This is a genomic window from Paenibacillus sp. 276b (assembly GCF_900107875.1).
GTDB lineage: Bacteria > Bacillota > Bacilli > Paenibacillales > Paenibacillaceae > Paenibacillus > Paenibacillus marchantiae.
The window spans coordinates 218,773-240,412 of the sequence record NZ_FNRR01000005.1 but is presented as its reverse complement, the minus strand read 5'-3'; the positions used below and the strand labels follow the sequence as shown (position 1 = coordinate 240,412).

Sequence of the window (21,640 nt, the reverse complement as noted above, 5' to 3'; positions counted from 1 at the left end):
TGTGTTTATATCGGTTGAAGGGAGAAAAATTTTTACCCATTTCTTAATATGTAGATGCTATCGTCAGAAATAATGGCAGAAGAGAAGATAAAAAAAGAAAAACGCAAACAGAACCCAAGTAAACTGGAGTTTGTTTGCATTTTCTGATCGTATTTTTCAGTTCAAATAATCACTTCTAATACAAATGGCATGCCACCTGGCGTCCTGGTGAAATCTCCCGCAGCTCCGGGATAACAGAGCGGCATTCGTCCTTCACATACGGACAACGAGTATGAAACGTGCAGCCGGAAGGTGGATTTTCCGGATTGGGCACATCGCCGCCCAGGACGATTCGTTCCTTTTGCACATTCGGATCAGGAACCGGAACAGCGGACATCAATGCTTTGGTATATGGATGCAGTGCTTCGGTAAACAGTTCGGAAGTGGGCGCAAGCTCAACCACTTTGCCCAGATACATGACAGCCACACGATCACTGATGAACTTAACGACAGACAGGTCATGAGAGATGAACATATACGTCAGTCCGAATTGTTCCTGCAGATCCTGCATCAAGTTCAGCACCTGAGCCTGAATGGACACATCCAGCGCTGACACGGGCTCGTCACACACAATGAATTTGGGATTCAAAGCGAGAGCACGGGCTATCCCGATCCGTTGACGTTGTCCACCCGAGAACTCGTGCGGAAAGCGATGTGCCTGATAGGGGGATAGTCCGACCACTTCCATCAGCTCTTCGATTCGGCTTTTCAACTCGTTTTTTTTCAGATTATGGTGGGTGAGCAGCGGCTCCTCCAGTGTGCGCTGTACCGTCCAGCGCGGATCCAGTGAAGCGTATGGGTCCTGGAACACCATCTGCATATCCGTACGGAAACGGCGCAGCTCTTCTGGCGGAAGCTTCCGTACATCCTTTCCTTCGAAAAACACCTCGCCATCCGTCGGCTCAATCAGACGCAGGATGGCACGCCCCGTGGTGGATTTTCCGCAACCGGACTCTCCAACCACGGCGAGTGTTTCCCCGCGCTCCACAGACAGCGTTACACCATCGACGGCTTTGACGGCACCGACCTGTTTGGAGAACAGGCCCTTGCGGATAGGATAATGCTTCTTGAGGTTTCTGACTTCCAATATCGCACTCATATAATCCCCTCCTGTTGCAGCAGACAGCGACAGCTATGACTTGGTGCTGTCTCCAGTAATTCAGGTTGTATTGTCTCGCACCGTGCTTCCTTCACCGGACAACGAGGAGCAAAGCGACAGCCGGACGGCATATGGACGGGATTCGGTACCTGACCTGGAATGGATTGAAGACGATCCTGATCCCCCGCAAGCTGCGGCAGCGAAGCCAAGAGACCGCGAGTATATGGATGCTTGGGATCGGCAAAAAGGGTTTTGACATCCGTCTCTTCCACCACTTGCCCGGCATACATCACCATGACGCGATCACACATCTCAGCTACAACACCGAGATCATGAGTGATCATCATGATTGCCATATTTTCCGTCCGCTGGAGGTCACGCATCAAGTCCAGAATCTGTGCCTGGATGGTCACATCCAGGGCTGTTGTTGGTTCATCTGCGATGAGCAGCTGCGGGCTGCATACCATCGCCATGGCGATCATCACCCGTTGGCGCATGCCACCTGAGAGCTGGTGCGGGTATTGTTCTGCAATTTTGTCAGGACGGGGAATGCCGACTTTGCGAAGCATATCAACCGACCGTGCCCAAGCCTCTTTTTTGCCCAGCTTCAGATGGTATCGTGCCGCTTCCGAGATTTGTTTGCCGATTTTGAATACCGGATTGAGTGAGGTCATCGGCTCCTGAAAAATCATAGCCATTCGGTTACCCCGAATTCGGCGAATTTCACGCCCAGACAGCTTAAGCATGTCTTTCCCCTGGAAACGGACTTCCCCTGACGCCACACGGCCGATCTTTTTGGGGAGCAACTGCATGATTGATAACGATGTAATACTTTTCCCGCATCCCGATTCTCCGACAATACCCAGCGTTTCACCCTGCCGTATGGAAAGACTGATCCCGTCCACGGCGCGTATCACACCTGCATCCGTAATGAACTCTGTCCGCAAATCCGAAACTTCGAGCAGTTCAGTCATGTTGTTCCCCTCCCATGCCATTACGTTCTGAACCTTTAACTTTGCTCCTTTTAAAAAGAATTAGCGCTTGGACGTCGTGGCTTCTTCGGAAGCCGCACCATTCAAATTCTTCAATGACGTCTCATCTTCCATACCTTCCACGCCTAAATATTTAAGCGCGCTCAGCGCGTACACTTTGGCGCACTGGATAATCTGCCATACGGGTGCTTTTTCATTAAAATTATGAATCGTGGACAGCTCTGCCGGACCATATTGCAATACCGGAATCTGATGATTACGGAAGTGGCGTGCATCGCTGGATGCCCATTGCAGCACACCGTACGCCTCTTCGCCGCTCACTTCACTGATGCTCTCCACCAATTGGCTCACTATTGGCTCATGTGCTGGAGTCCAGTTGGCGTTGCCCTGGAAGCCAAACGGCTTCAGCTCCGATTCTATTCCTGCTTCAAGCAGAAGCGAGCGAGCACGGTCCAATACATCGCGGTAATCCACACCAAATGGAACGCGGGAGTCCACCTGAACTGTGCAGCGATCCGCTACCACATTCACCTTGGTTCCACCCTGAATTGAACCGATATTCACCGTTACATGGTCGAACACCTGATAGGCCAGACCTGCCTTCTCCCGATCACGCGCATATTCCTGCGAGATGCGGATAATATCCTTCACCTCTTCAGGGATGTCTGGCTTGATGTCCCATAGACGCTGCAATGCTTCAATGCCTTTGGCTGCCTTCACAATCGCATTATCGCCTACAATGGGTTGAAGACTGCCATGACCCGGTGTACCTTCCACCGTAAACTCAAACCAGCAGCTCCCCTTTTGTCCAATGGTTGGATGCTGCGGGCTGGATGGCTCTGCAATTACCGCGGCAGTTCCGGTTGCAAGTCCACGCTCCAGAACCCATGGTACCCCCAGGTCACCGCCTGTTTCTTCATCCGGAACAATCATTAGCGACAGATCTCCGCGCAAAGGCACATTCAACTTTGCCAGAATAACCGTCGCAAAGATTAAGCCGGCAAGCCCACCTTTCATGTCGGATGCCCCGCGTCCAAGCATATATCCGTCCTTGATTTCACCGCAGAACGGATCAAAATCCCAACGAGAAAGATCCCCGGCTGGCACAACATCCGTATGACCACAGAAAATCAGATGTTTGTCTGACTTGTCTGCCCCTTCTCCGTTCAACGTCGAGATCAGGTTAAACATCGTTTCGTTTGCCGCATGTACTTTGGTGTCAATTCCGGCCTGATGCAAATATTCGATAATAAAAGCACTAATCTCACGCGAATCCCCTGGAGGGTTCTCCGTCGGAAAACGAATCAGTTGTGAACAGAGCTCCAGTAATTCATCCTGACCTTCCTCGATTGCATCAAGTACCTTCCTTTTCCAATCCATCCCGTTCAGGCTCCTTTCAATAATGGCTGCATTATGATCAGTACGAATCGTCAGAAGACAGGCATGACTGCCTGTCCCCCAAATCGTCCGTTCGTTTACTGCTCTTTGCTAAGTGGGTAGAAACGCAGAACCTCATCCGGGTAATACACGTATCCGCTGACCTTGTTATTCATGCCGACAACCCGGTTGTATTCATATAGATACGCCCATGGCGCTTCTGTCGTAATAATCTCCTGTGCCTTCATGTATAGCTCGTTGCGTTTCACCTGATCCGGTTCGGCGCCTGCTTCTTCCCACAGTTTGTTAACTTCCGCATTATTGTAATGAATGTAGTTGGAAGAGCCTTCACCGTAGAGCAGGAAGCCCAAATGGTATCCAGGATCGTTAACAAAAGAAGTCCATTTGGAAATGTAAGAGACTAAATTCCCGTCTTTTTGTTGTTCCAGGAACTGCGCACGAGCAACTTTGTTAATGTTCATTTTGACACCGATCTTGGCCAGTTCTGCTTGAATCAGAACCGCATCATACTCCCAATCGTCAAATCCGGAACCGAGTGTAAAGTCAAAGCTGAACCCTTCTGCATACCCTGCTTCTTTCAACAATTCCTTGGCTTTGTCCAGATTGTACTCGTACACATAGCCTGCATCCGTAAAGCCCGGTGTGTTGCTCGCTACAGCACTCTTCATCTCTTTGGCCTGACCATACATGACATCGTTGATCAATTGGTCATAAGGGATCGCATAGTTGATGGCTTGACGCACTTTTTCATTATCAAACGGTTTGACATTGTTGTTCATCGCGAAGAACAAAATGCGGTTACTCGCATTCGACTTGATGGCCAAATTACTGTTCTCCTGCAAAGCTGCAACATCTTTTGGAGGAATCTCGATTGCCATGTCCACGTCACTCTTGTTCAGCAGCAGAACACGGTTGGAGGCTTCCTTCGTGAATTTCAGCGTGACTTTGCTAAGTTTCGGTGCTCCCTGCCAGTAGTCGTTGTTGGCCTGGAAGACCGCTTCACTGGCCGGGTCCCATTTTTCAAGCGTGAACGGGCCTGATCCGGCAGCATTTGTTTTCAAATAATCATCACCTTTTTCCTCGACCAACTTCTGGTCCACAATGGAGAAGGTATACATGGCAATGATCTGGGTGAACATGTGGTTTGCTTTATTCAGTACGATCTCGACGGTGGAGTCGTCCTTGGCGGTCACGCTCTTGATGTCGGCCATTCCGTATAGAAAGCTGCCGGAGCTGGACTTGGATACACGGTCAAAAGAGTACACAACCGCATCCGCATTGACCGGATTTCCACTTTGGAATTTCAGACCGCTTTTGATTTTGAATGTATACATTGTATTGTCATCAGACACTTCCCAGCTCTCGGCGAGCATAGGCTGAATATCCTCCGTGTTGGCTACATCAGCACCATCCACCGTTTTGACACCATAGGTTACCAACTGGTCATAGGTTGCCAGTACCAATGTGTCCGAGGTCAGGTCATTCGCCTCCGCCGGGTCCATCGTGGTTCCACCTTCAGAGTAAGCAACCGTCAGTGTTGGCGCGGGTTTTGTTTCCTCTCCTGAGCCGGATGCCGCAGGTTGCTGGTTGGCATTACTGGCACAGCCACCAAGAACAACGGTAAGAGCAATCATTGCAGAAAACCATTTGAGCTTTTTCATGTTTAGTTTCCTCCCCTTTTTGTACCAGTCTTATGATGTGATACTGTAAAACGTTGCAGCTTTTATTAGACAAAGTAAATGCGTGGACCAGTACCTTGGAAAGCAAATTACCCATTTCCTGATACCAACCACAGCAGCATTCAATCTGCCTACTGCCGGTGATGGAACCTTGCCTGCCTTTATTTCAGGTATTCCCCGCAAGTTGGTTCCACCATCCAGCTATCTATGAATCGGTTCTATAGGGACCGATGACACTAACCCCTATTTTCCCGAACGCAACCTTGGGTCCAGTACATCACGGAAACCATCTCCGAGCAGGTTAAAGCCAAGAATGGATGTGGCTATAGCCAGTCCAGGGAATGTTACCAGCCACCATTGTCCGGAAATGATATACTCCCGACCTTCAGAGATCATGGCCCCCCATTCGGCTGTAGGCGGTTTGACGCCAAGACCGAGAAAGCTCAAACTGGATGCCGTCAAGATGGCAAAGCCCATACCAAGCGTGGCTTGTACCAACAGCGGTGCCAAAGCATTCGGCAAAATATGGCGAAACAGAATCACTCTGTCTCTGACACCAATGGCTCTGCTGGCCTCAACGTACTCCTTTTCGCGCAGGGATACGGTCTGCCCATACATCAATCTGGCAAATTCGGGAATACCTACAATCCCTACAGCAATCATGGCACTCGTCAGTCCGTTGCCGATGGAAGCCGCAATTGCCATGGAGAGTACCAGCGAGGGAAATGCAAGCAACACATCCATCACCCGCATGATGATATTGCCAGTACGTCCGCCGTAGTAAGCAGCAATTCCGCCTAGCGGAACCCCGATGACAAACGAGATGCTGACGGCAATCAAGCCTGTCCAGATGCTGATTCTGGCGCCATACAGAACACGACTCAGAATGTCACGACCATAGTTATCCGTACCAAACCAGTGACCACCTGATGGGGATTCCAGCTTCACAGCCGTATTCGTCACGTACGGATCATAAGGGGCAATCCAGGGGGCAATAGCTGCGATGACAGTCCACATGACTATAAAGGCTAGACCAATAGCAGCGAGCCGATTGCGGAGCAACAATCTCAGAAAGGTTTTGGGTTTGGGAACAACCGCTGGTGCAGGTTTGGTTCCCATGGAAGTCGGTGCGGCAGTACTCACAGCGGTACTCCTCCTTTCGCGGCGACCCTATTCATAACGGATTCGTGGATCAATCAATCCATAGACCAGATCCACCGCCAGATTTATAAAGCTGAACAGAATGGCACTTACCAGTGTGAATGCCTGAATTGGTGCATAGTCGGCAGCCAGAATCGAATCTGTAACATAACCGCCGACACCGGGCCAGGAAAAGATAGTTTCCGTGATAACCGCACCACCGAGTAATCCGCCAAACTGCAGGCCAAGAACGGTCAACGTGGGAATCAAGGCATTGATCAGGGAGTGTTTGCCAACGACCGCGGTTTCGCTCAAGCCCTTGGCTCGTGCGGTACGTACATAATCCTGTCCGATGACTTCCAGCATGCTGGACCTGGTCATACGCGCCACAATCGCCATTGTCCCTGTGCTCAGGCATATGGCCGGAAGCAGCAAATGAGCAAGACTGCTTTTGAGTGCAACCATATCTCCGGTCATAAGACTGTCTACCACGTACAATCCGGTGATATGCGTCGGTGGGTTGAGGTCTCCGCTGATGCGTCCCATTGGAGCTGGAGCCCAGCCGAGGATGGAATAGAAGATGTAAATAAACAGCAGTCCCAGCCAGAAAATCGGTACACATGCTCCAATCAGTGAGAACACCCTGGAGATGTGGTCGATAAAGGACTCTTTTCGGGTTGCAGCGATAATGCCTACCGGAATCGCAACACAGATGGCTATAATCACACTGGCTAATGTCAGCTCAATGGTTGCCGGAAAGCGGGTAGCGAAATCACTCAGTACCGTATGACCGGTATGGTAGGCGAATCCCAGATTCCCTTGAAGCAACTGTCCCACGTAACTAAAAAACTGTACAAATAATGGCTTGTCCAATCCCATGTCCATTCGGATTTTGGCAATGACATCATCCGTGGCCTGTTCGCCAGCCATGACAATGGCGGGATCTCCCGGAAGAACACGGGACAGGATGAAGGTAATCACCACAATGCCGATCAGCGCCGGAATCATCTGCAGCAGCCTTCGGAGCGTGTAAGCAAACAATCGATCAACCCCTTTAACTCTGATGTCTCACTTGCTGTTTTACGGTTCTCTGTGGACGGCCCAGTCTTGAAAACTTGTCTGATTATCCGTCTCTTCTTTGTAATTGTGCTTATTTTACCTAGAATCCGAGCGTCGAACTACGTCCCTTTTAGCTAAAAAAAAGCACAACCGTTTGTCGATTGTGCACTAATGTCTCCTATTTATGTCATGTTAAATCACACCCTAAGACATAGTTCGCTATTTTTCGACCTATATCTACCATATCATCCTTTGTTGATTTTGCTGTAGAAGAGAGTATCCGATTGGCAGGACCTACACCTCTTGTTTATCCTGCTTCATGTAGTAGTACACAAGACACAGATGACAGACAAATTGTTCACGCGGATGATTCAGGTCGAAGCCCGTAATATCCCGTATTCGCTCCAGTCGGTATTTCACGGAATTCCGGTGAATATAGAGGCGATTTGCTGTCTCGATCAAGCTGCCCCGGCTCTCCAGATAATAAAAAAACGTACGCAGCAAATCCCCACTGTGTTCATCATCATAAGCACGCAATTTCCCCAGTTTCCGCTCAAACAATGCCGCAAAACCTGGTTCATTCGCCGTTTCGCTCAACAAATGATATACCTCCACATCCTCAAACCGGGTTGTACGCCCACCCGACAAGCGGGAGGATACCAGCAGTGCATTTCTGGCCTCGCCATAGCTTTGATGCATATTCCAAAGTGGAACCTGGGTGCCTACGCCTGTCCTGAATTGTCCAAGCTTGTTAGCCGGATCTTCGAGCCATAGCCCAATCGTATCAGACCAGGATTGAACGTCATCCTTCCATGTCGTATCCCGGGACTCCGGTGTTGGCAAGAAGAGCACTGCCCTGTTGGTCCGAAACTCAATATGAGGCGCTACCCTCCGTTTTCTGGCCTCCTGACCAAGCAATTCGGTCAATAGGTCTTCATCCGGAGCAGTCTCCCCTTCCATCACAGCTACTTCCCATAAATGCTCCGGATTCATGCCAAGCTTGCGGCCTCTTGATTCGGCTTCATGTGGCAACAGCAGAGGCGGTGTCAGCAGTTCGTCAATGAAATTGCCTCGAAGACGTAATTCGGTATCTTCCGCCACCTTGTTTCTCATCAATTCCAGGGATAATACTAATCTGGCTTGCTCAATGCCGACTTGTTCCATTTCATCCAGGGAGTCCTTGTCCACCAGCAGTCGGGCAACCTTCCGCCGATCCAGATTTATCTCCCATACGAGTGGGTCCACCGCTTCTTTCCAGTCATAATCCGGCGGTGAAGACACAATCATCTGACCAGCATTGTCGATAACACCCACAGGTGCCTGAAGCAGCTCGGCGACATTGTCCCCCACCGCCTGAATTCCGCTGTTTTCAAGTACCATTGTCATCAGTGTCCGATATACTTCCTCTGACCTGCGGAGAAGTGCGGCCTGTCGATCCAGTACCAATTCCATAACAGGTTGCGTAATATCCATGTAGGGTATCTCCGGAGGAATTTCAATGATGGGCAGACCACAGTCATTACTGGCTGCAACGGCTTCTTTCGGGATTTCTTTGAGAAAACGCGCAGGCTTGATGGCCAAAGCAGCCGCCCCTGCTTCATTAAGCGTATAGATTAGTTCTCCGAGCAAGCCGGGATTATCACGAATCGAATAGGCTGTCGTCAGCATAAGCATGCCTTCTCGCAACCATCCTTGCAGATCCGGCACCTCCATAATATCCACGAACCGTACAACCCGATCCAATCCTTGGTGCCCACTAATGACTTTGGCCTTGCTGAGTATAGGAATATTCAACAGTTCTTTTAGTGTTATACCTGTCGTTTTCAAGCCTATCGACCACCCTGAGCCAGATTTGCAAATCATTTTTGCATACTGTATCTAATTTTTTTGGATAGTTTACCAGACTATCTAATCAAAAAAAACGGGAATTTCTGTGATATACGTATGATATATATTGATTCTATAAATTACAGCAATAATAGTACGTTGTTAGTAGAAGTTGATGGCATGGAAAATAAATTCATTACTTTATCGCTTCACATCAGAAAACAGAAAAAATTATGCCCATGATCCTAGCACACCTGCGCCATGCTATTCCAAGAGCCCCGATAACCTTATCCAACACAAATAACGCCGATGCAGTTATCCACACTGCATCGGCGTCAAAATCAAATCAACCCAAATATAAAATCATTCAATACCCACACTCGACATTCCATAGATCAGATATTCAACGCAGACACGGCTGCTCCCAATGAATAGATCGGGTCAAGCGCCCGGATATGCAGTTCTTTTTCCACTTCCACGGCGAAACCCATCGTTGCAAAACCAGTACACGCAAGAACGATGGACTCAGCACCCTTCGCCTTGAGTCTTCTGGCAGCTTCCATAGCCGCGATTCGCCCCTGAGGCGTGTTGAGATCCAGCGTGGTTACCACACCTTCAGGACGATCCATCCCGATATAAGCATCACCTAGTATTCCTCGGATCAGCAGGGGCACTTCCTCTAGGATGGTCAATACACCAACACGCGCCGCTGATGTGAGCGCAAGATGTGCAGCACATGAGCCAGCACCATAGACGGGGATCTGAACTGCGGCACGCATTTCTGCAAGAGCCGGATCGGCTGCACAACTGATACCGATAGAGGTACAGCCTTCCTGTTCCAGTTTTCGTGCCAGATCCACAATTTTGGGAATCGATTCAAGCTCTGTGGCCTGATCATATACCCCCAGCGGTTGATCGGGAATGCAGCGACTCCGAACCTGAATGCCATAACGTCCTTCAATCAATGCCCCGTGTCTGTGGATATCTTCTTCATGATGAAGTGTAATCACTCTGATAAGACCCAACATCGGCATTCCTCCCCAGGCTGTGGATATCTTGTGTATATGTTACCCACAAACTGTTGATAGTTACCCCCAATTATGTGGATATCTCTTTATATATTGTGAATATGTTGTGTATTTGTCGCTAAATCTACCGCGTAATTTACGCATTGGTCCCCACTGTGGATATGTTGTGCATACGCTCTCATACCCTTTTTTTGATCCACAAGGTTATCCCTTGAATATTCTGCTCTATTATTGATCGAGCAGCTCTCCCTGACGCATAATCAACACATCATCAATGTACACATCCGGCTTCTGCACAACGGCATCAATGTGAACACCTGCTGCGACTGTGCCACCGAAGGTATTGTTACTTCCAAAAGCAACATGAATCGTACCGTAGACTTTCTCGTCCTCCAAGACAACACCTGTAATTCGAGCCTTGTCATTGGTGCCAATGCCGAACTCGCCAAGAATTCGACCATCACCTTCGCCCAGCATGGATAACAGCTTGTCTCCTTCAGCGCCAGTTGCCGTAACAAGGCGGCCCTCTCTAACCGTCAATAGAACAGGTTCACCGATCGCACCTATTCCTGCAATTGAGCCATCCACCAGGATTTCACCTTCTCCAATACCTTCAACGGGGGCGATGTAAGCTTCACCGGAAGGCAAATTGCCGGACTCACCTGGATTGAGGTACATACCTGTGCTTGGCACGCCGTTACGTCCCTGAATGGAGAATGACAGCTGGTGTCCATCTTTCTCGATACGGACATTTCTCCCTGCACTCAGCATGGCCGTGACCTTATCTGTCAAAGCCTTCACTTTGGGATATTCTGCGGTAATGGCACCGTTCATGAACATATCATCCGTCATGCCCGGCATCGTAGCTACCCTAGTTCCCGCAGCTGCCGCCTGTTTACGCGCCTGCGTATGGGTTAGTGAATAACGGGTTACGCATACCGCGACATCTGCACGCTTCATCGCTTCGGCAATCGGCGCAGGCGGCTCTTCACCGGATTTGCTCCGTTCCTTCATCACCATAAGCACCGCATCTGCTCCCAATGCCTTGCCTGCCTCATATATGGATTCGGCCAGTTCTCTCTTGGCATCATCCGCTACGACAGCCAGTGTCTCACCACTGCGAAGTCCAAGGCATTCCACCAAAACATTTTTACTGACGTCAATTCGTTGCTGGTTCATTTGTTCGTCTCCTCCTGTGTCAGACCATTTCCGCTACTAGTTGACCCATTAGAGCATTCGACAAAATGACCGGGATTCCTGCGCTGGCATTGGCAACCCATTGACGGTGGCGCTCATCATACCCCATGCAATCCAGTAAAATGAGTTCAACACGCCCCTTTAATGATTCCGTCGCCTGCCGAAACTCATCCTCACCGGATGTATAGGGAGAAGCAGCTGCAAACGCAGGCTGGACCAGGGAGGAAAACTTCAAATCAAGCTGTCCCGCTTGCTCTGCCAAAGGTCCAATAAGCCCCAGACGGCGGCCATCGGCCATGGCCTGTACGGCTGGAGGAATAATACGATCAGGCTCAATAAGGTGCACTTTAGCTGAACGCAGACCCGGAAAGGAACCTGTGCACAGCAGCAGAATATTGGAGACACCCATGGCTTCGAATTCACGAATCTTTTGATTCAGCATCGGTCTGATTTTTTCACGGGATACGATAGCTGCACTGCCATCCTGCAGACGGGAAGTCAACACATATTCACCCGATTCCGGGGCCAGCGCAGCGATCTGAGTTGCCGACAGTCCGTCCAGCACCCCGACCTGAAGGAGTTCCGCCCGCCCCTCCAGGTACTTTTCTAAGACAGGCGCAACATCGGTTCGTGGAGCTTGTCCAATCGTAATCATGCCTAGCTGCTTGGTCATGTTATAGCCTCCTACATATCAGATCGGCTGTAGAAGCCACGTATGTCCACAGCATTATATTTAACTGCCGCTTCAACCGTGACCTTCTCGACTAAACTATGCAGACGGAGCTGCCTGGATTCCTGGTGTCTGAAGTACTTTCATTGATCCATACAGACGAGTAATCAGGTTATATTCCTCCACATTGTAGAAAGAACAGGTGCCATTCGTGAATTCCTTGGCTGTCTCCACGACCAAACGAACTGCGCTTGCAATATCAACCTCATGGCTCGCTCCTGTGCCGCATCCCGGAACTGCAGATTGAGCGGTTACGGCTACGCCTACAACAGGTGCATGTGTAGCCACAGCTGGCTGTAAAATGGAATTAATATGGTATAAGTCATTGCCATATGGCGTAATATCCTGCGTCGTAATCGGGAAAGTCACAGGCAGCTGCCCTGTGGTCATCTCCATAATTCGGAGCAAATCATCGCTCACCCGTAAAATATATCCCTCTTTCACCGTGGGCGAAATGGCGATGCCTTTATGGTTAATCACCCGGTTTCCTTTGGTTGTATCAATGGACAAAATAGCTTCCATCTCTGGCAGAACCTCATGTTCGTTCATCTGCAAAATGTCGACCGGAGAGTCCATAAAATCCACCGGTTCATGCGGAAGAGTCGGGGCATCCGGACAGATATGCGTAGTCACAATGACATCACCTTTGAGCGAATCACCCTTGGTCTGCATATCGGCGAGTTTCAGTCCTGCTGCTACAGCAGCGACGGCGCCATCTGCATCCGAAACGAGTCCAATGCGTGTTGGACGGGCGCCGATTCCACCCAGTCGTCCGACAATCCCCATGGTCGGGGCCTGCCCTCCTGACAACTTGCCGTTTGTACCAGGGATGATGATTTTAACAAAATCCGTACTTCCCTTTTCCCCTTGTACGGTCAGCACTTCAACGGAAACCTGTGGATATTGAACAAATAGTTGCTTTACACTTTCACCATTTACATAAGCGCTGTCCAGCGCGTCCAGTGCCAATAACGTTTTTTGAAGTGGCATCGTACACATCCTCCTCTTAGCTGTTGATCTTGAAATCAAGTCTATCGCAGTTCAGAAGAGGGTCACAATGTACTGCCTTGCCAAAATGAGCATCGTTTTATTGTGCGACAAGTATAAATGGGAGTGAAAATAACGTTTTCATTCCGTTTATCTAACTGTATGTGTAATATAATTTAACATTTTATTATCGAGTGACCTGAATATTTTGTAATTTCGGGAATGCACACTTCATTTCTTCGCTTACCGTCTCTTCATTTGCCATTTCAAAAGCAACGAAGCTGTTTCTTCCCCATAAAACAGGGGAAAGTGATGCCCATAGGGAAGTTCCACACGTTGAACAGATGAATGGATATTTTCGGGGCGCGAGTATCCCTTATCGTTTGTCCCCCAAACCATAATTGTGCGCTGCGCATCTACACTTGTCTGTGACACTTTATCATTTGGATGGGACTGTATCCAGTGGAGCAAATCAGCATTCGCTCCTGCGATGCGGGGAGACTTCATACCAGAAGAAGATCTCCTCGCATAACCTTCCAGCACGGTTGGATTGATCCCCGCAGCCTCTGCTCTTTTTAACTGCCCAGCCAATTGCTGTGGAGACATCCGAAATAACAGTCCTTGCAGCATTCTTCTCGGGAGTCTTGATATTAGGCGCTGCATACCATCTTTCGAGGCTCCCCATACGGGCTGCAGCATGGCAAGCTGAATATTTTCACGTCCACTCTCCTGCATCACCGCCGCGGCTATGGCTGCCCCAACAGAATGTCCTACCAGTTTGACCGGACCTTGTATCTCATCCAGCACACTTCGCACCCCTTCGACCTGCCCTTTGAAGGCCGTCCCTCTTACCTTGTTCCGATGAACCGGAGAACGCCCAAATCCGGCAAGATCGACAAGCCATATCGGGTTTCCCGTCATACTCCATAACGCATCTCCCAGCGGGATCATATCGTCAGCACTGCTCATCAAACCATGAACAATCACCCAAGGCTCCCCCTTGCCCTCATGGACCAGCACCGCAAGACTTCCCTTACGTGTTCGAGTCCAACCCTGAGGTAAATCCTCCTGTGCAGGATAGCTGAAACGATAATCCAAATCAGCTGTTACGTAAGGTAATAACTCACTAACTTCAGGCAATTTTAGTCCCATTCGCTGAAACAACCGCTCCGTTTGCTGCACTTCAAACTCCTGTTTGGTAATAAACGCGATTGATTCGGGCGGTATTCCGCTAATCTTTGTGCCACCAGCCTTCATCGCTGCATGGATCATGGGCAGGGGTACTGACCATCGAGGTGCAGATACATCCAACTCCGCCGCTAGTAACCGAATCATTTCCTTCATATCCGGACTGTCCGCTTTTCTGGACAACAGGGGATATGTGCCGCCGGATGGATTGCTGTCCTGAGTCAGGAAAACAAGGGTCTGTGCAACCACGTCATTGGATACGAGGGGCAGCCAGTGCTGTAGACCACCGGGAATCACCGGCATTCTACGCCTTCTCATCGCCTGTATCATCATGCCAATTCCGCCCGTTTGTTCGGTTGCTCCAGTGGGATATGGACCCACGATTGTACTCGGGTTTACAACAGATAAGACATACGAATGTTGTTCTGCATGCTGTCGAATATAACGATCGGCTTCGAATTTCATATGTTCATAAGCACTTTCCGAATGGAAGGCTTTTCTAATCAATGACTTCTGCCCGCTCGACTTATCCCCAACATCTTCATTCGTTGAAGATATGGGCGGAGAATCCTTCCTTCCATAGGGACTCATAAAACCAACCACGTGGATAAAGTGCCTCAATCCGTGTGTACGCTGGATTTCTTCGGCCAGTTCGGCCATGCCTCTTGCTCCATTCATAAAAATCTGTTCTGCCACCTTCGGTGGCAATGTGACATCCATCGTCCCACCTGCATGAATTATGATATTGGCCTGATGAGCACGCTCACGATCAGCTTCGGTCAGACCGAGGCCTGGAGCTGACAAATCCCCCTGAATATACGTTATTCGGCTGAAATCCGTTACTCCATATGCATTCAGAACCATCCTCGCTTTGGATTCAGAGCGTACAAGCAGTAATAACTGCGCTTCACTGTCTCCAAGTTGTTTCACTGCCTCCTTGCCTATAAATCCGGTACTGCCCGTCATCAAAATAGTCGTTGATTCAGTCGCCATGTTGTTCATAGCTGGATTGAGGTCAGTCTTACGTTCTGCATTTGATAATGATGAATTATGTATACTCATTTCTAATCTCTCTCCCTTTTACCCCTATTTATTTTAGTACTATATAGTACTATTTGTATTCAAAAAAAGAGCTTCGTTTACCGAAGCATCTGACAAAATGTACGTGCTGATTGTTCAATAATCCCTATATCACGCGCAGTCTCCGCGAGTACAAGTGAACCCTCGAATGCAGCGATAAATAATGCAGCCGCGGGTCCCGGCTCAATCCCTTTACGAAATTCGCCACGATCCACCCCTTGCTGCAACAGCTTTTCCATCATCGGCTGCAGCTCACGGAAGAAACGGGCTATGCTTTCTTTCACTTCGGGTGCGCTGGCTGGTGTCTGCATATACAATGTAATAAACGGACAACTTCCTTTATAATCGCGCCCTTCCATGCCTGCGGACAGTAACGCCATGAACGAATAGATCCGTTCTGTAACCTCTCGTTCACGCTGACTGAGCAGCAGGTAGAGCTCCGATTCATACTGGGCAATCCAGTACTGCACCACGGCCTGGAGCAATTCCTCCTTGTTTTTGAAATGGTAATAGATATTCGATTTGGATACCCCGCTTGCCCGCACGACCTCATCCATGCTGACATAGCTGTATCCCTGACGCAAAAATAACTGAGCAGCCACTTCGACTGCCTTGGTCCGATTAACCGGATTGGAACTTTTGGATTTCACAGAACCTGAGATCGATTTTTGATTTGTCATAAATAGAACTATATAGTACTAATTAAACAAACGCAAGTTATGTAGTTAACAAAAGTGATCTTTGCCCCAATTTTCTCATACTTGTCCACATTTAGAACATTTTACACACAGGATATCCACATATAGTATTAACTCTGTGTTAAATAGGTTATTGGGCCACTACATATGATGGAGTTATCCACATTTCAGGGGCAGTATCTCATGCTATTCTTTCGATCTGCGCTAGCGGAGTCCCAAAACTAAAAAATAGGTCAACCAGAATAAAATTCTGATTGACCTATTTGAGTTGGCTACTCATCCAAATTATGTGCGAATGGCTCCATTAGCCTGTGGATACTAGTATGTGGATAACCATTCAAGCTTGGAACAGCACTATTTACTTATATGGAGGGTTAATCTGGATTAGTTATTTTTTCAGACTATCCCAGTTTTGCTGCAATGCATCAAGCAGGGCTTTTTTGTCCGATTTACCTGCCACATAAGCCTGAATCGTACTACCGAATTCTTGTGGAACGCCTTCAGGGAAACGGTTAAAGTTCCAGCTTAATGTTTTGTTTTCCTGGCTGTACTTCATGATATCGGTTGCGAGATCACCCAGATCCTCTTCAGATGCCTGAATGGAACTGAACGCCGGGATAAACTTGAATTCTTTGGTCATATACTGTTTCCCGATGTCAGATGTCACGAGCCATTCCAGAAACTCTTTCGCTTCCGGTTTCACTTGCGAATTCTTGTTCACAACCCAGTAGTTAGGTACGCCAACAAACAATTTGTCGTTCGGTTCATTCGTAATTGGCATCGGCAGAATGCCGAGATTCAGATTAGGATCGATGCCATCAATTTGTACCTGTGTCCAGTTCCCTTGCTGCATCATCGCTGCTTCTCCAGTGGCAAAAAGGGTTACCTGTGTGTTGTAGTCGGTTGTCAGCGGGTTTTTGTTGCTGTATTTCAGCGTCAAGTCGAGCAAGTTCATCCAGTCCGTGAACACCTGATTGCCAGGGATTTTCTCCGTACCTTCGTTAAGACCTTGAATAAATTTCACCGGATCTGCCTGATTCGCAAATGCCACGTTTACGTTATGATTGCCGAGTACCCACCATTCCTGATATCCATTGGAGAACGGGGTAATGCCTGCGGCTTGAAGTTTCTGTGCAGCCTGATCCAATTGTTCCAGTGTCGTTGGAATTTCAGTGATGCCTGCTTTTTGGAAGAGATCTTTGTTATAAATGAAGCCATAGCCTTCCAATGCCAGCGGCTGTCCATACAGTTTGCCGTCTTTGGTCATTGGCTCTTTGGCAACATCAAGCACATCTTTTACCCATGCTTCACCTGACAGATCTTCCAGGTATTCGAGCCATGTGTCCAGTTCACGATAACCACCAACGTTGAAGATGTCCGGTTGTTCGCCAGCAGCGAACTTGGCTTTCAATGCAGCGCCGTAGTCACTGCCGCCACCCACGGTCTGAATGTCCAACTTGATGCCTGGATGAGAGGATTCATACTCCGCTTTGAGACGGTTAAGCGCTTCCGCAATTTCGACTTTGAATTGAAAGATTTTAATGGTTTTGTCTCCTGCAGCAGCCTCTCCGCCACCTTGGCCGTCTGTTTTGACAGGACTTCCACTCTTATCTCCGTTGCCACAACCCGCAAGCATTACAGAAAAAGCAATCAGCATAAGCAACGTCAACTTGGTCATTCTTTTCATACATACACTCTCCCTATAGTAGTTTCAGTATAACAGCTTCGTTGCATTTTTTATTCAGGATACCGGGGAGCAACAGCGACCGTAAGCGCACATGATCACGGAGCGGTCCGCCCTCGCACTTACCCTTTAACGGATCCAGCAGTAATCCCCTGAATGATGTATTTCTGCATCAGCAGGAAGAAGATGATAATTGGCATGATACCAAGCACCAGTGCAGGCAGGGCAAGATCCCATTGCTTCGTATATTGTCCGAAGAGCGCAAAGGTCGCAATCGGAATTGTACGCAAATTGGAGCTTTGCAGAATCAGGGATGGCAGCAGATAGTCATTCCAGATCCAGAGTGTATTCAGGATGATGACAGTTACATACATCGGCTTCATCAGCGGGAATACAATCCGGAAGAACACGCCGTAGGCGGAGCTTCCATCCACCCGAGCTGCCTCTTCAATTTCGAGCGGAACCGATTTGACGAATCCGTGGAACAGGAAGATGGACATCGGTGCGCCAAAACCGAGATAACAGATGATGAGTCCGAAGAGGCTGTCGATCAGTCCAAGATTACTGGTTACGGTAACGAGTGGAATCATGATAGACTGAAACGGAATCACCATGGCGGCAATGAACATGCCGAACAAAATCCGGTTGAAGCGTGTATCGCTGCGTACCATTCGGTAGGCCGCCATGGAGCTGATCAACACCAGCAGCAGATTGCTGACTACAGTGACGATGAGCGAGTTCATCAGCGCTGATGGGAACTTGATTTTCTCCCAGGCGTTCGCATAGTTGCCCCATTGGAATACCTCTGGCCATGCTGCCGAATTGGTAAGCAGGTCACCGAATGTTTTGACCGAATTGACAAACAGGAAGTAAAACGGAACCAGGAACAATAATCCAATGAGCACCATAACAATCTCGGTTACAATGGTACTGAAGCGGTAATTTTTTGACGTTTCCATTTATGCCTCCACCTCCTTGCTCTTCGTCACACGCACCTGAATCATGGTGATAATGGCAACGATTACGAAGAACACAAGTGCTTTGGCTGTACCGATGCCGTACCGATTATTCACAAAAGCCTCATTGTAAATATTCAGAGCTACCGATTCTGTTGATCCAAACGGTCCGCCTTTGGTCAGCGACAGATTGAGATCGAACATTTTGAATGACCAGGAGATGGCAAGGAACAGACAGATTGTGACTCCCGGCATAATGAGCGGGAAAATAATGCTGCGCAGTACCTGCCAGCGGCTGGCACCATCAATTTCGGCAGCTTCCAGCAGATCAGGTGATACGTTGGTCAAGGACGAGATGTAGATGACCATCAGATACCCTGCGGTCTGCCAAACAAATACAATGACGATACCCCAGAAGGCCGTTGGCTCGTCTCCTAACCAAGGGAGGTTAAAGAAGGACCAACCTGTTACGTCGCCTACCGCTGAAAACCCTTTCACAAATATGAACTGCCAGATAAAGCCGAGCAACAATCCACCGATCACGTTAGGCATAAAAAAGATCGTGCGCAGAAAGTTTCTCGTCTTGAGCGGCTTGGTCAGGAAATACGCCAGGAAAAAACCGATAACATTGGTCAAAATTACACCAACCACGGTGAAGCGCACCGTAAACCAAAACGCAGATAGAAACTTGGGATCATTCGCAAAAATTTGCTTGAAATTATCGAATCCTACCCAATGAATGTTCGCCGACACCCCGTTCCAGTCGGTAAAGGAATATACCATGCCAAGCAGGAAAGGGACCACGATAATGAGAATAAAAAAGACGATGGAGGGACCCACGAACACAAGCTGCTGTAACAGCTGTGAAGATTTGCGATGCTTCATATCGTTCTCCCCTTCTATAGATGGATGAAATTGGTCTCTTGTTCTATTAAACCCCATTCTCGCACAGGGAAACACCGACCCTGGTGAACAGTTGGGTGTAAAATATTGTCCTCTCTTAACCTGCAACCAGAAGGGGTGTCACGATGTCAAAATACTACAGCATTCGCACCAAGCTAATCGCTTTTATGCTCATTGCCACGACGATCCCGCTGCTGGCATCCATCAGCATGACGTTTATCCAGACTAAGACCGCCCTGCGTGAGCAGGCCGTCGCAGAGAACAAACGCCTAATCTTTCAGGCGTCCACCAATCTCAACAATTACGTGGATAACGTGGCAAGAGCTTCGCTTGCTGTGTACAACGATCCGAATTTTCTGCGAAATCTGGCGAAAATCCCCGGCGACTATCGCGCAGTTGCCGAGGTATACACCACTCTGCAGACGATACGTTCGGCTGTGCCCGATGTATTCCAGCTGTATCTGCACTCTTTTGCTGCCAATCAATCGACATTAATTGCCAATCCTTTCCCGAAGCGGGAAGAACGCAAACAGGCCTACTCCGACTCGCTTCATGGAAAATCGAACGATAAAAGCCCGGATATCTGGGTCGAATCGGCTCACCTTAGTCATTCTTACGGCTTCAAGGCAGCGTCAGCGGATGATCCTCCAAGAACAGTGATTACCCTTCACCGTGTGATCAAGGATGTACCTTCGACAGAACGATTGGGTGTGCTCGCCATCGATTTGAACATGGATACCATTGCCGAAATCTGCAGCAGACTGTATGATCCGACAAAGGAACAGATCTATGTCATCGACAATAAGAACCAGATCATTTTCGAAGGAAAGTCGGAAGTCAGCGGAACGGATGCATTACGGCAGGAAGCAGCGACTGAGCTGAATTCAGCACGTTCCGGTGAAGGGACAGTACAGACCGCTTCAGGGCATTTTGAACAAGATCATTCAATGTATGTGTATCAGCAATTAGGAAGCCAATTTGCAGACTGGACCATTGTAAAACAGATTCCGAATGAAACGCTGTACGCGAGTGCCACCACTCTAACGTGGAATAATGCCATGATCGCTATTGCTGCGCTGTTATTGGTCATTGTGGCAACCTTGTTCATCTCGATCCGGATCACCGGACCGCTCAAGCAATTAATGCGTTATATGAACCAGATTCAGGCAGGACGCCTGCATGTGGATATCCGTTTAACGAGTCGGGACGAGATCGGTGTGCTGGCCCGTCATTTCCGGGATATGATGGATACGGTGAACAACTTGATTTTGCGGGAATATCGCCTTGAAATTGCGAATAAAACGAATCAACTTAAAGCGCTGCAAGCCCAGATTCATCCCCATTTTCTGTATAATACGTTGCAATCCATCGGTACACTTGCGCTTCAACAGCAAGGACAACGGGTGTATGTGCTGCTATCTTCCCTATCCAAAATGCTGCGCTACAGCATGCGTGACCAGACCCGGGTCACTTTGAACGAAGAAGCCGAGCATGCACGACTCTATCTGGAACTGCAAAAAGAGCGGTTCGGTGACCGCCTGGAGGTTGAACTGGATTTTGCCGAAGATACCCTGCGGGCCGAAATGCCGAGGATGACCTTGCAGCCTTTAATTGAGAATTACTTCAAGCATGGAGCGGATGTTCAGCCTGGCAAAGGCAGGATACGCATATCCAGTCAGCGAACGCCTGACGATTGGATTCAGATTCGGCTGGAAAATAACGGACCGCGCATTCCGGAAGACAAGTTGTCCGAAATTCAGCGTTGGTTGCATCCGGCATCTATATCTTCCGATTCCTCACAGGAACCGGACGAAACCGAGTCAATTGGACTGCGTAATGTGATGCGCAGACTCCAACTGAACTCACCTCCGGGATACAATGCAACGCTTACGATTAGCAATCTGGAGCCGAATGGCGTGCAGATCATAGTCAAAATATACGCGGGAGAGTGAACAA

The 21,640-nt window shown here is 48.8% G+C and carries 17 protein-coding genes; 1 reads left to right on the top strand and 16 read right to left on the bottom strand.

Going from position 1 to position 21,640, the window contains the following annotated elements; translation table 11 throughout:
• Positions 1-175: 175 nt before the first annotated feature.
• The 16 genes from BLV50_RS23265 to BLV50_RS23190 form a co-directional block, all read right to left on the bottom strand.
• Positions 176-1,138, bottom strand: a complete 963-nt coding sequence (locus BLV50_RS23265) for an ABC transporter ATP-binding protein (protein WP_063567983.1) — start codon at positions 1,136-1,138, stop codon at positions 176-178.
• Positions 1,135-2,112 carry an ABC transporter ATP-binding protein gene (locus tag BLV50_RS23260; RefSeq protein ID WP_090810262.1) on the bottom strand — a complete coding sequence of 326 codons (978 nt, stop codon included), beginning with the start codon at positions 2,110-2,112 and terminating at the stop codon, positions 1,135-1,137. The genes BLV50_RS23265 and BLV50_RS23260 overlap by 4 nt, the downstream gene beginning before the upstream one ends.
• 60 nt (positions 2,113-2,172) lie before the next feature.
• Positions 2,173-3,510 carry a M20 family metallopeptidase gene (locus BLV50_RS23255; protein WP_256336634.1) on the bottom strand — a complete coding sequence of 446 codons (1,338 nt, stop codon included), beginning with the start codon at positions 3,508-3,510 and terminating at the stop codon, positions 2,173-2,175.
• A gap of 95 nt (positions 3,511-3,605) precedes the next feature.
• Positions 3,606-5,189 (bottom strand): ABC transporter substrate-binding protein, encoded by a 1,584-nt coding sequence (locus tag BLV50_RS23250; RefSeq protein ID WP_090810260.1) that lies wholly within the window; start codon positions 5,187-5,189, stop codon positions 3,606-3,608.
• 261 nt (positions 5,190-5,450) lie between these two features.
• The gene (locus BLV50_RS23245) at positions 5,451-6,326 is read right to left on the bottom strand and encodes an ABC transporter permease (protein WP_063568004.1); all 876 of its coding nucleotides are present in this window, start codon (positions 6,324-6,326) and stop codon (positions 5,451-5,453) included.
• 51 nt (positions 6,327-6,377) lie between these two features.
• Entirely contained in the window at positions 6,378-7,388 is a 1,011-nt protein-coding gene (locus BLV50_RS23240; protein ID WP_170867904.1) for an ABC transporter permease, read from the bottom strand.
• A 312-nt stretch (positions 7,389-7,700) separates the two neighbouring features.
• Complete coding sequence (locus tag BLV50_RS23235) at positions 7,701-9,233, bottom strand: PucR family transcriptional regulator (protein WP_083584805.1); 1,533 nt, start codon at positions 9,231-9,233, stop codon at positions 7,701-7,703.
• Between the two features lie 395 nt (positions 9,234-9,628).
• Entirely contained in the window at positions 9,629-10,261 is a 633-nt protein-coding gene (locus BLV50_RS23230) for an aspartate/glutamate racemase family protein (RefSeq protein ID WP_090810258.1), read from the bottom strand.
• Between the two features lie 228 nt (positions 10,262-10,489).
• Positions 10,490-11,440 (bottom strand): aminopeptidase, encoded by a 951-nt coding sequence (locus tag BLV50_RS23225; protein WP_063567989.1) that lies wholly within the window; start codon positions 11,438-11,440, stop codon positions 10,490-10,492.
• A gap of 19 nt (positions 11,441-11,459) precedes the next feature.
• On the bottom strand, positions 11,460-12,131 hold the full coding sequence (locus tag BLV50_RS23220) for an AroM family protein (RefSeq protein ID WP_090810256.1): 672 nt from the start codon (positions 12,129-12,131) through the stop codon (positions 11,460-11,462).
• Between the two features lie 96 nt (positions 12,132-12,227).
• Positions 12,228-13,178, bottom strand: a complete 951-nt coding sequence (locus BLV50_RS23215; protein ID WP_072734897.1) for a DUF1177 domain-containing protein — start codon at positions 13,176-13,178, stop codon at positions 12,228-12,230.
• Between the two features lie 240 nt (positions 13,179-13,418).
• On the bottom strand, positions 13,419-15,425 hold the full coding sequence (locus BLV50_RS23210; RefSeq protein ID WP_090810254.1) for an alpha/beta fold hydrolase: 2,007 nt from the start codon (positions 15,423-15,425) through the stop codon (positions 13,419-13,421).
• Positions 15,426-15,502: 77 nt separating this feature from the next.
• The gene (locus BLV50_RS23205) at positions 15,503-16,123 is read right to left on the bottom strand and encodes a TetR/AcrR family transcriptional regulator (RefSeq protein WP_072734898.1); all 621 of its coding nucleotides are present in this window, start codon (positions 16,121-16,123) and stop codon (positions 15,503-15,505) included.
• 406 nt (positions 16,124-16,529) lie between these two features.
• A complete protein-coding gene (locus BLV50_RS23200) occupies positions 16,530-17,828 on the bottom strand; it encodes an ABC transporter substrate-binding protein (RefSeq protein WP_063567993.1) in 1,299 nt (432 codons plus the stop codon).
• A gap of 119 nt (positions 17,829-17,947) precedes the next feature.
• Positions 17,948-18,784: a carbohydrate ABC transporter permease gene (locus tag BLV50_RS23195; RefSeq protein ID WP_053779743.1), complete on the bottom strand. Its 837-nt coding sequence runs from the start codon at positions 18,782-18,784 to the stop codon at positions 17,948-17,950.
• Positions 18,785-19,666, bottom strand: a complete 882-nt coding sequence (locus tag BLV50_RS23190) for a carbohydrate ABC transporter permease (RefSeq protein ID WP_063567994.1) — start codon at positions 19,664-19,666, stop codon at positions 18,785-18,787. It abuts the gene before it with no gap.
• Between the two features lie 143 nt (positions 19,667-19,809).
• Here BLV50_RS23190 and BLV50_RS23185 point away from each other — a divergent pair, with 143 nt between their 5' ends.
• Positions 19,810-21,636 carry a cache domain-containing sensor histidine kinase gene (locus tag BLV50_RS23185; RefSeq protein WP_090810253.1) on the top strand — a complete coding sequence of 609 codons (1,827 nt, stop codon included), beginning with the start codon at positions 19,810-19,812 and terminating at the stop codon, positions 21,634-21,636.
• Positions 21,637-21,640: the final 4 nt, after the last annotated feature.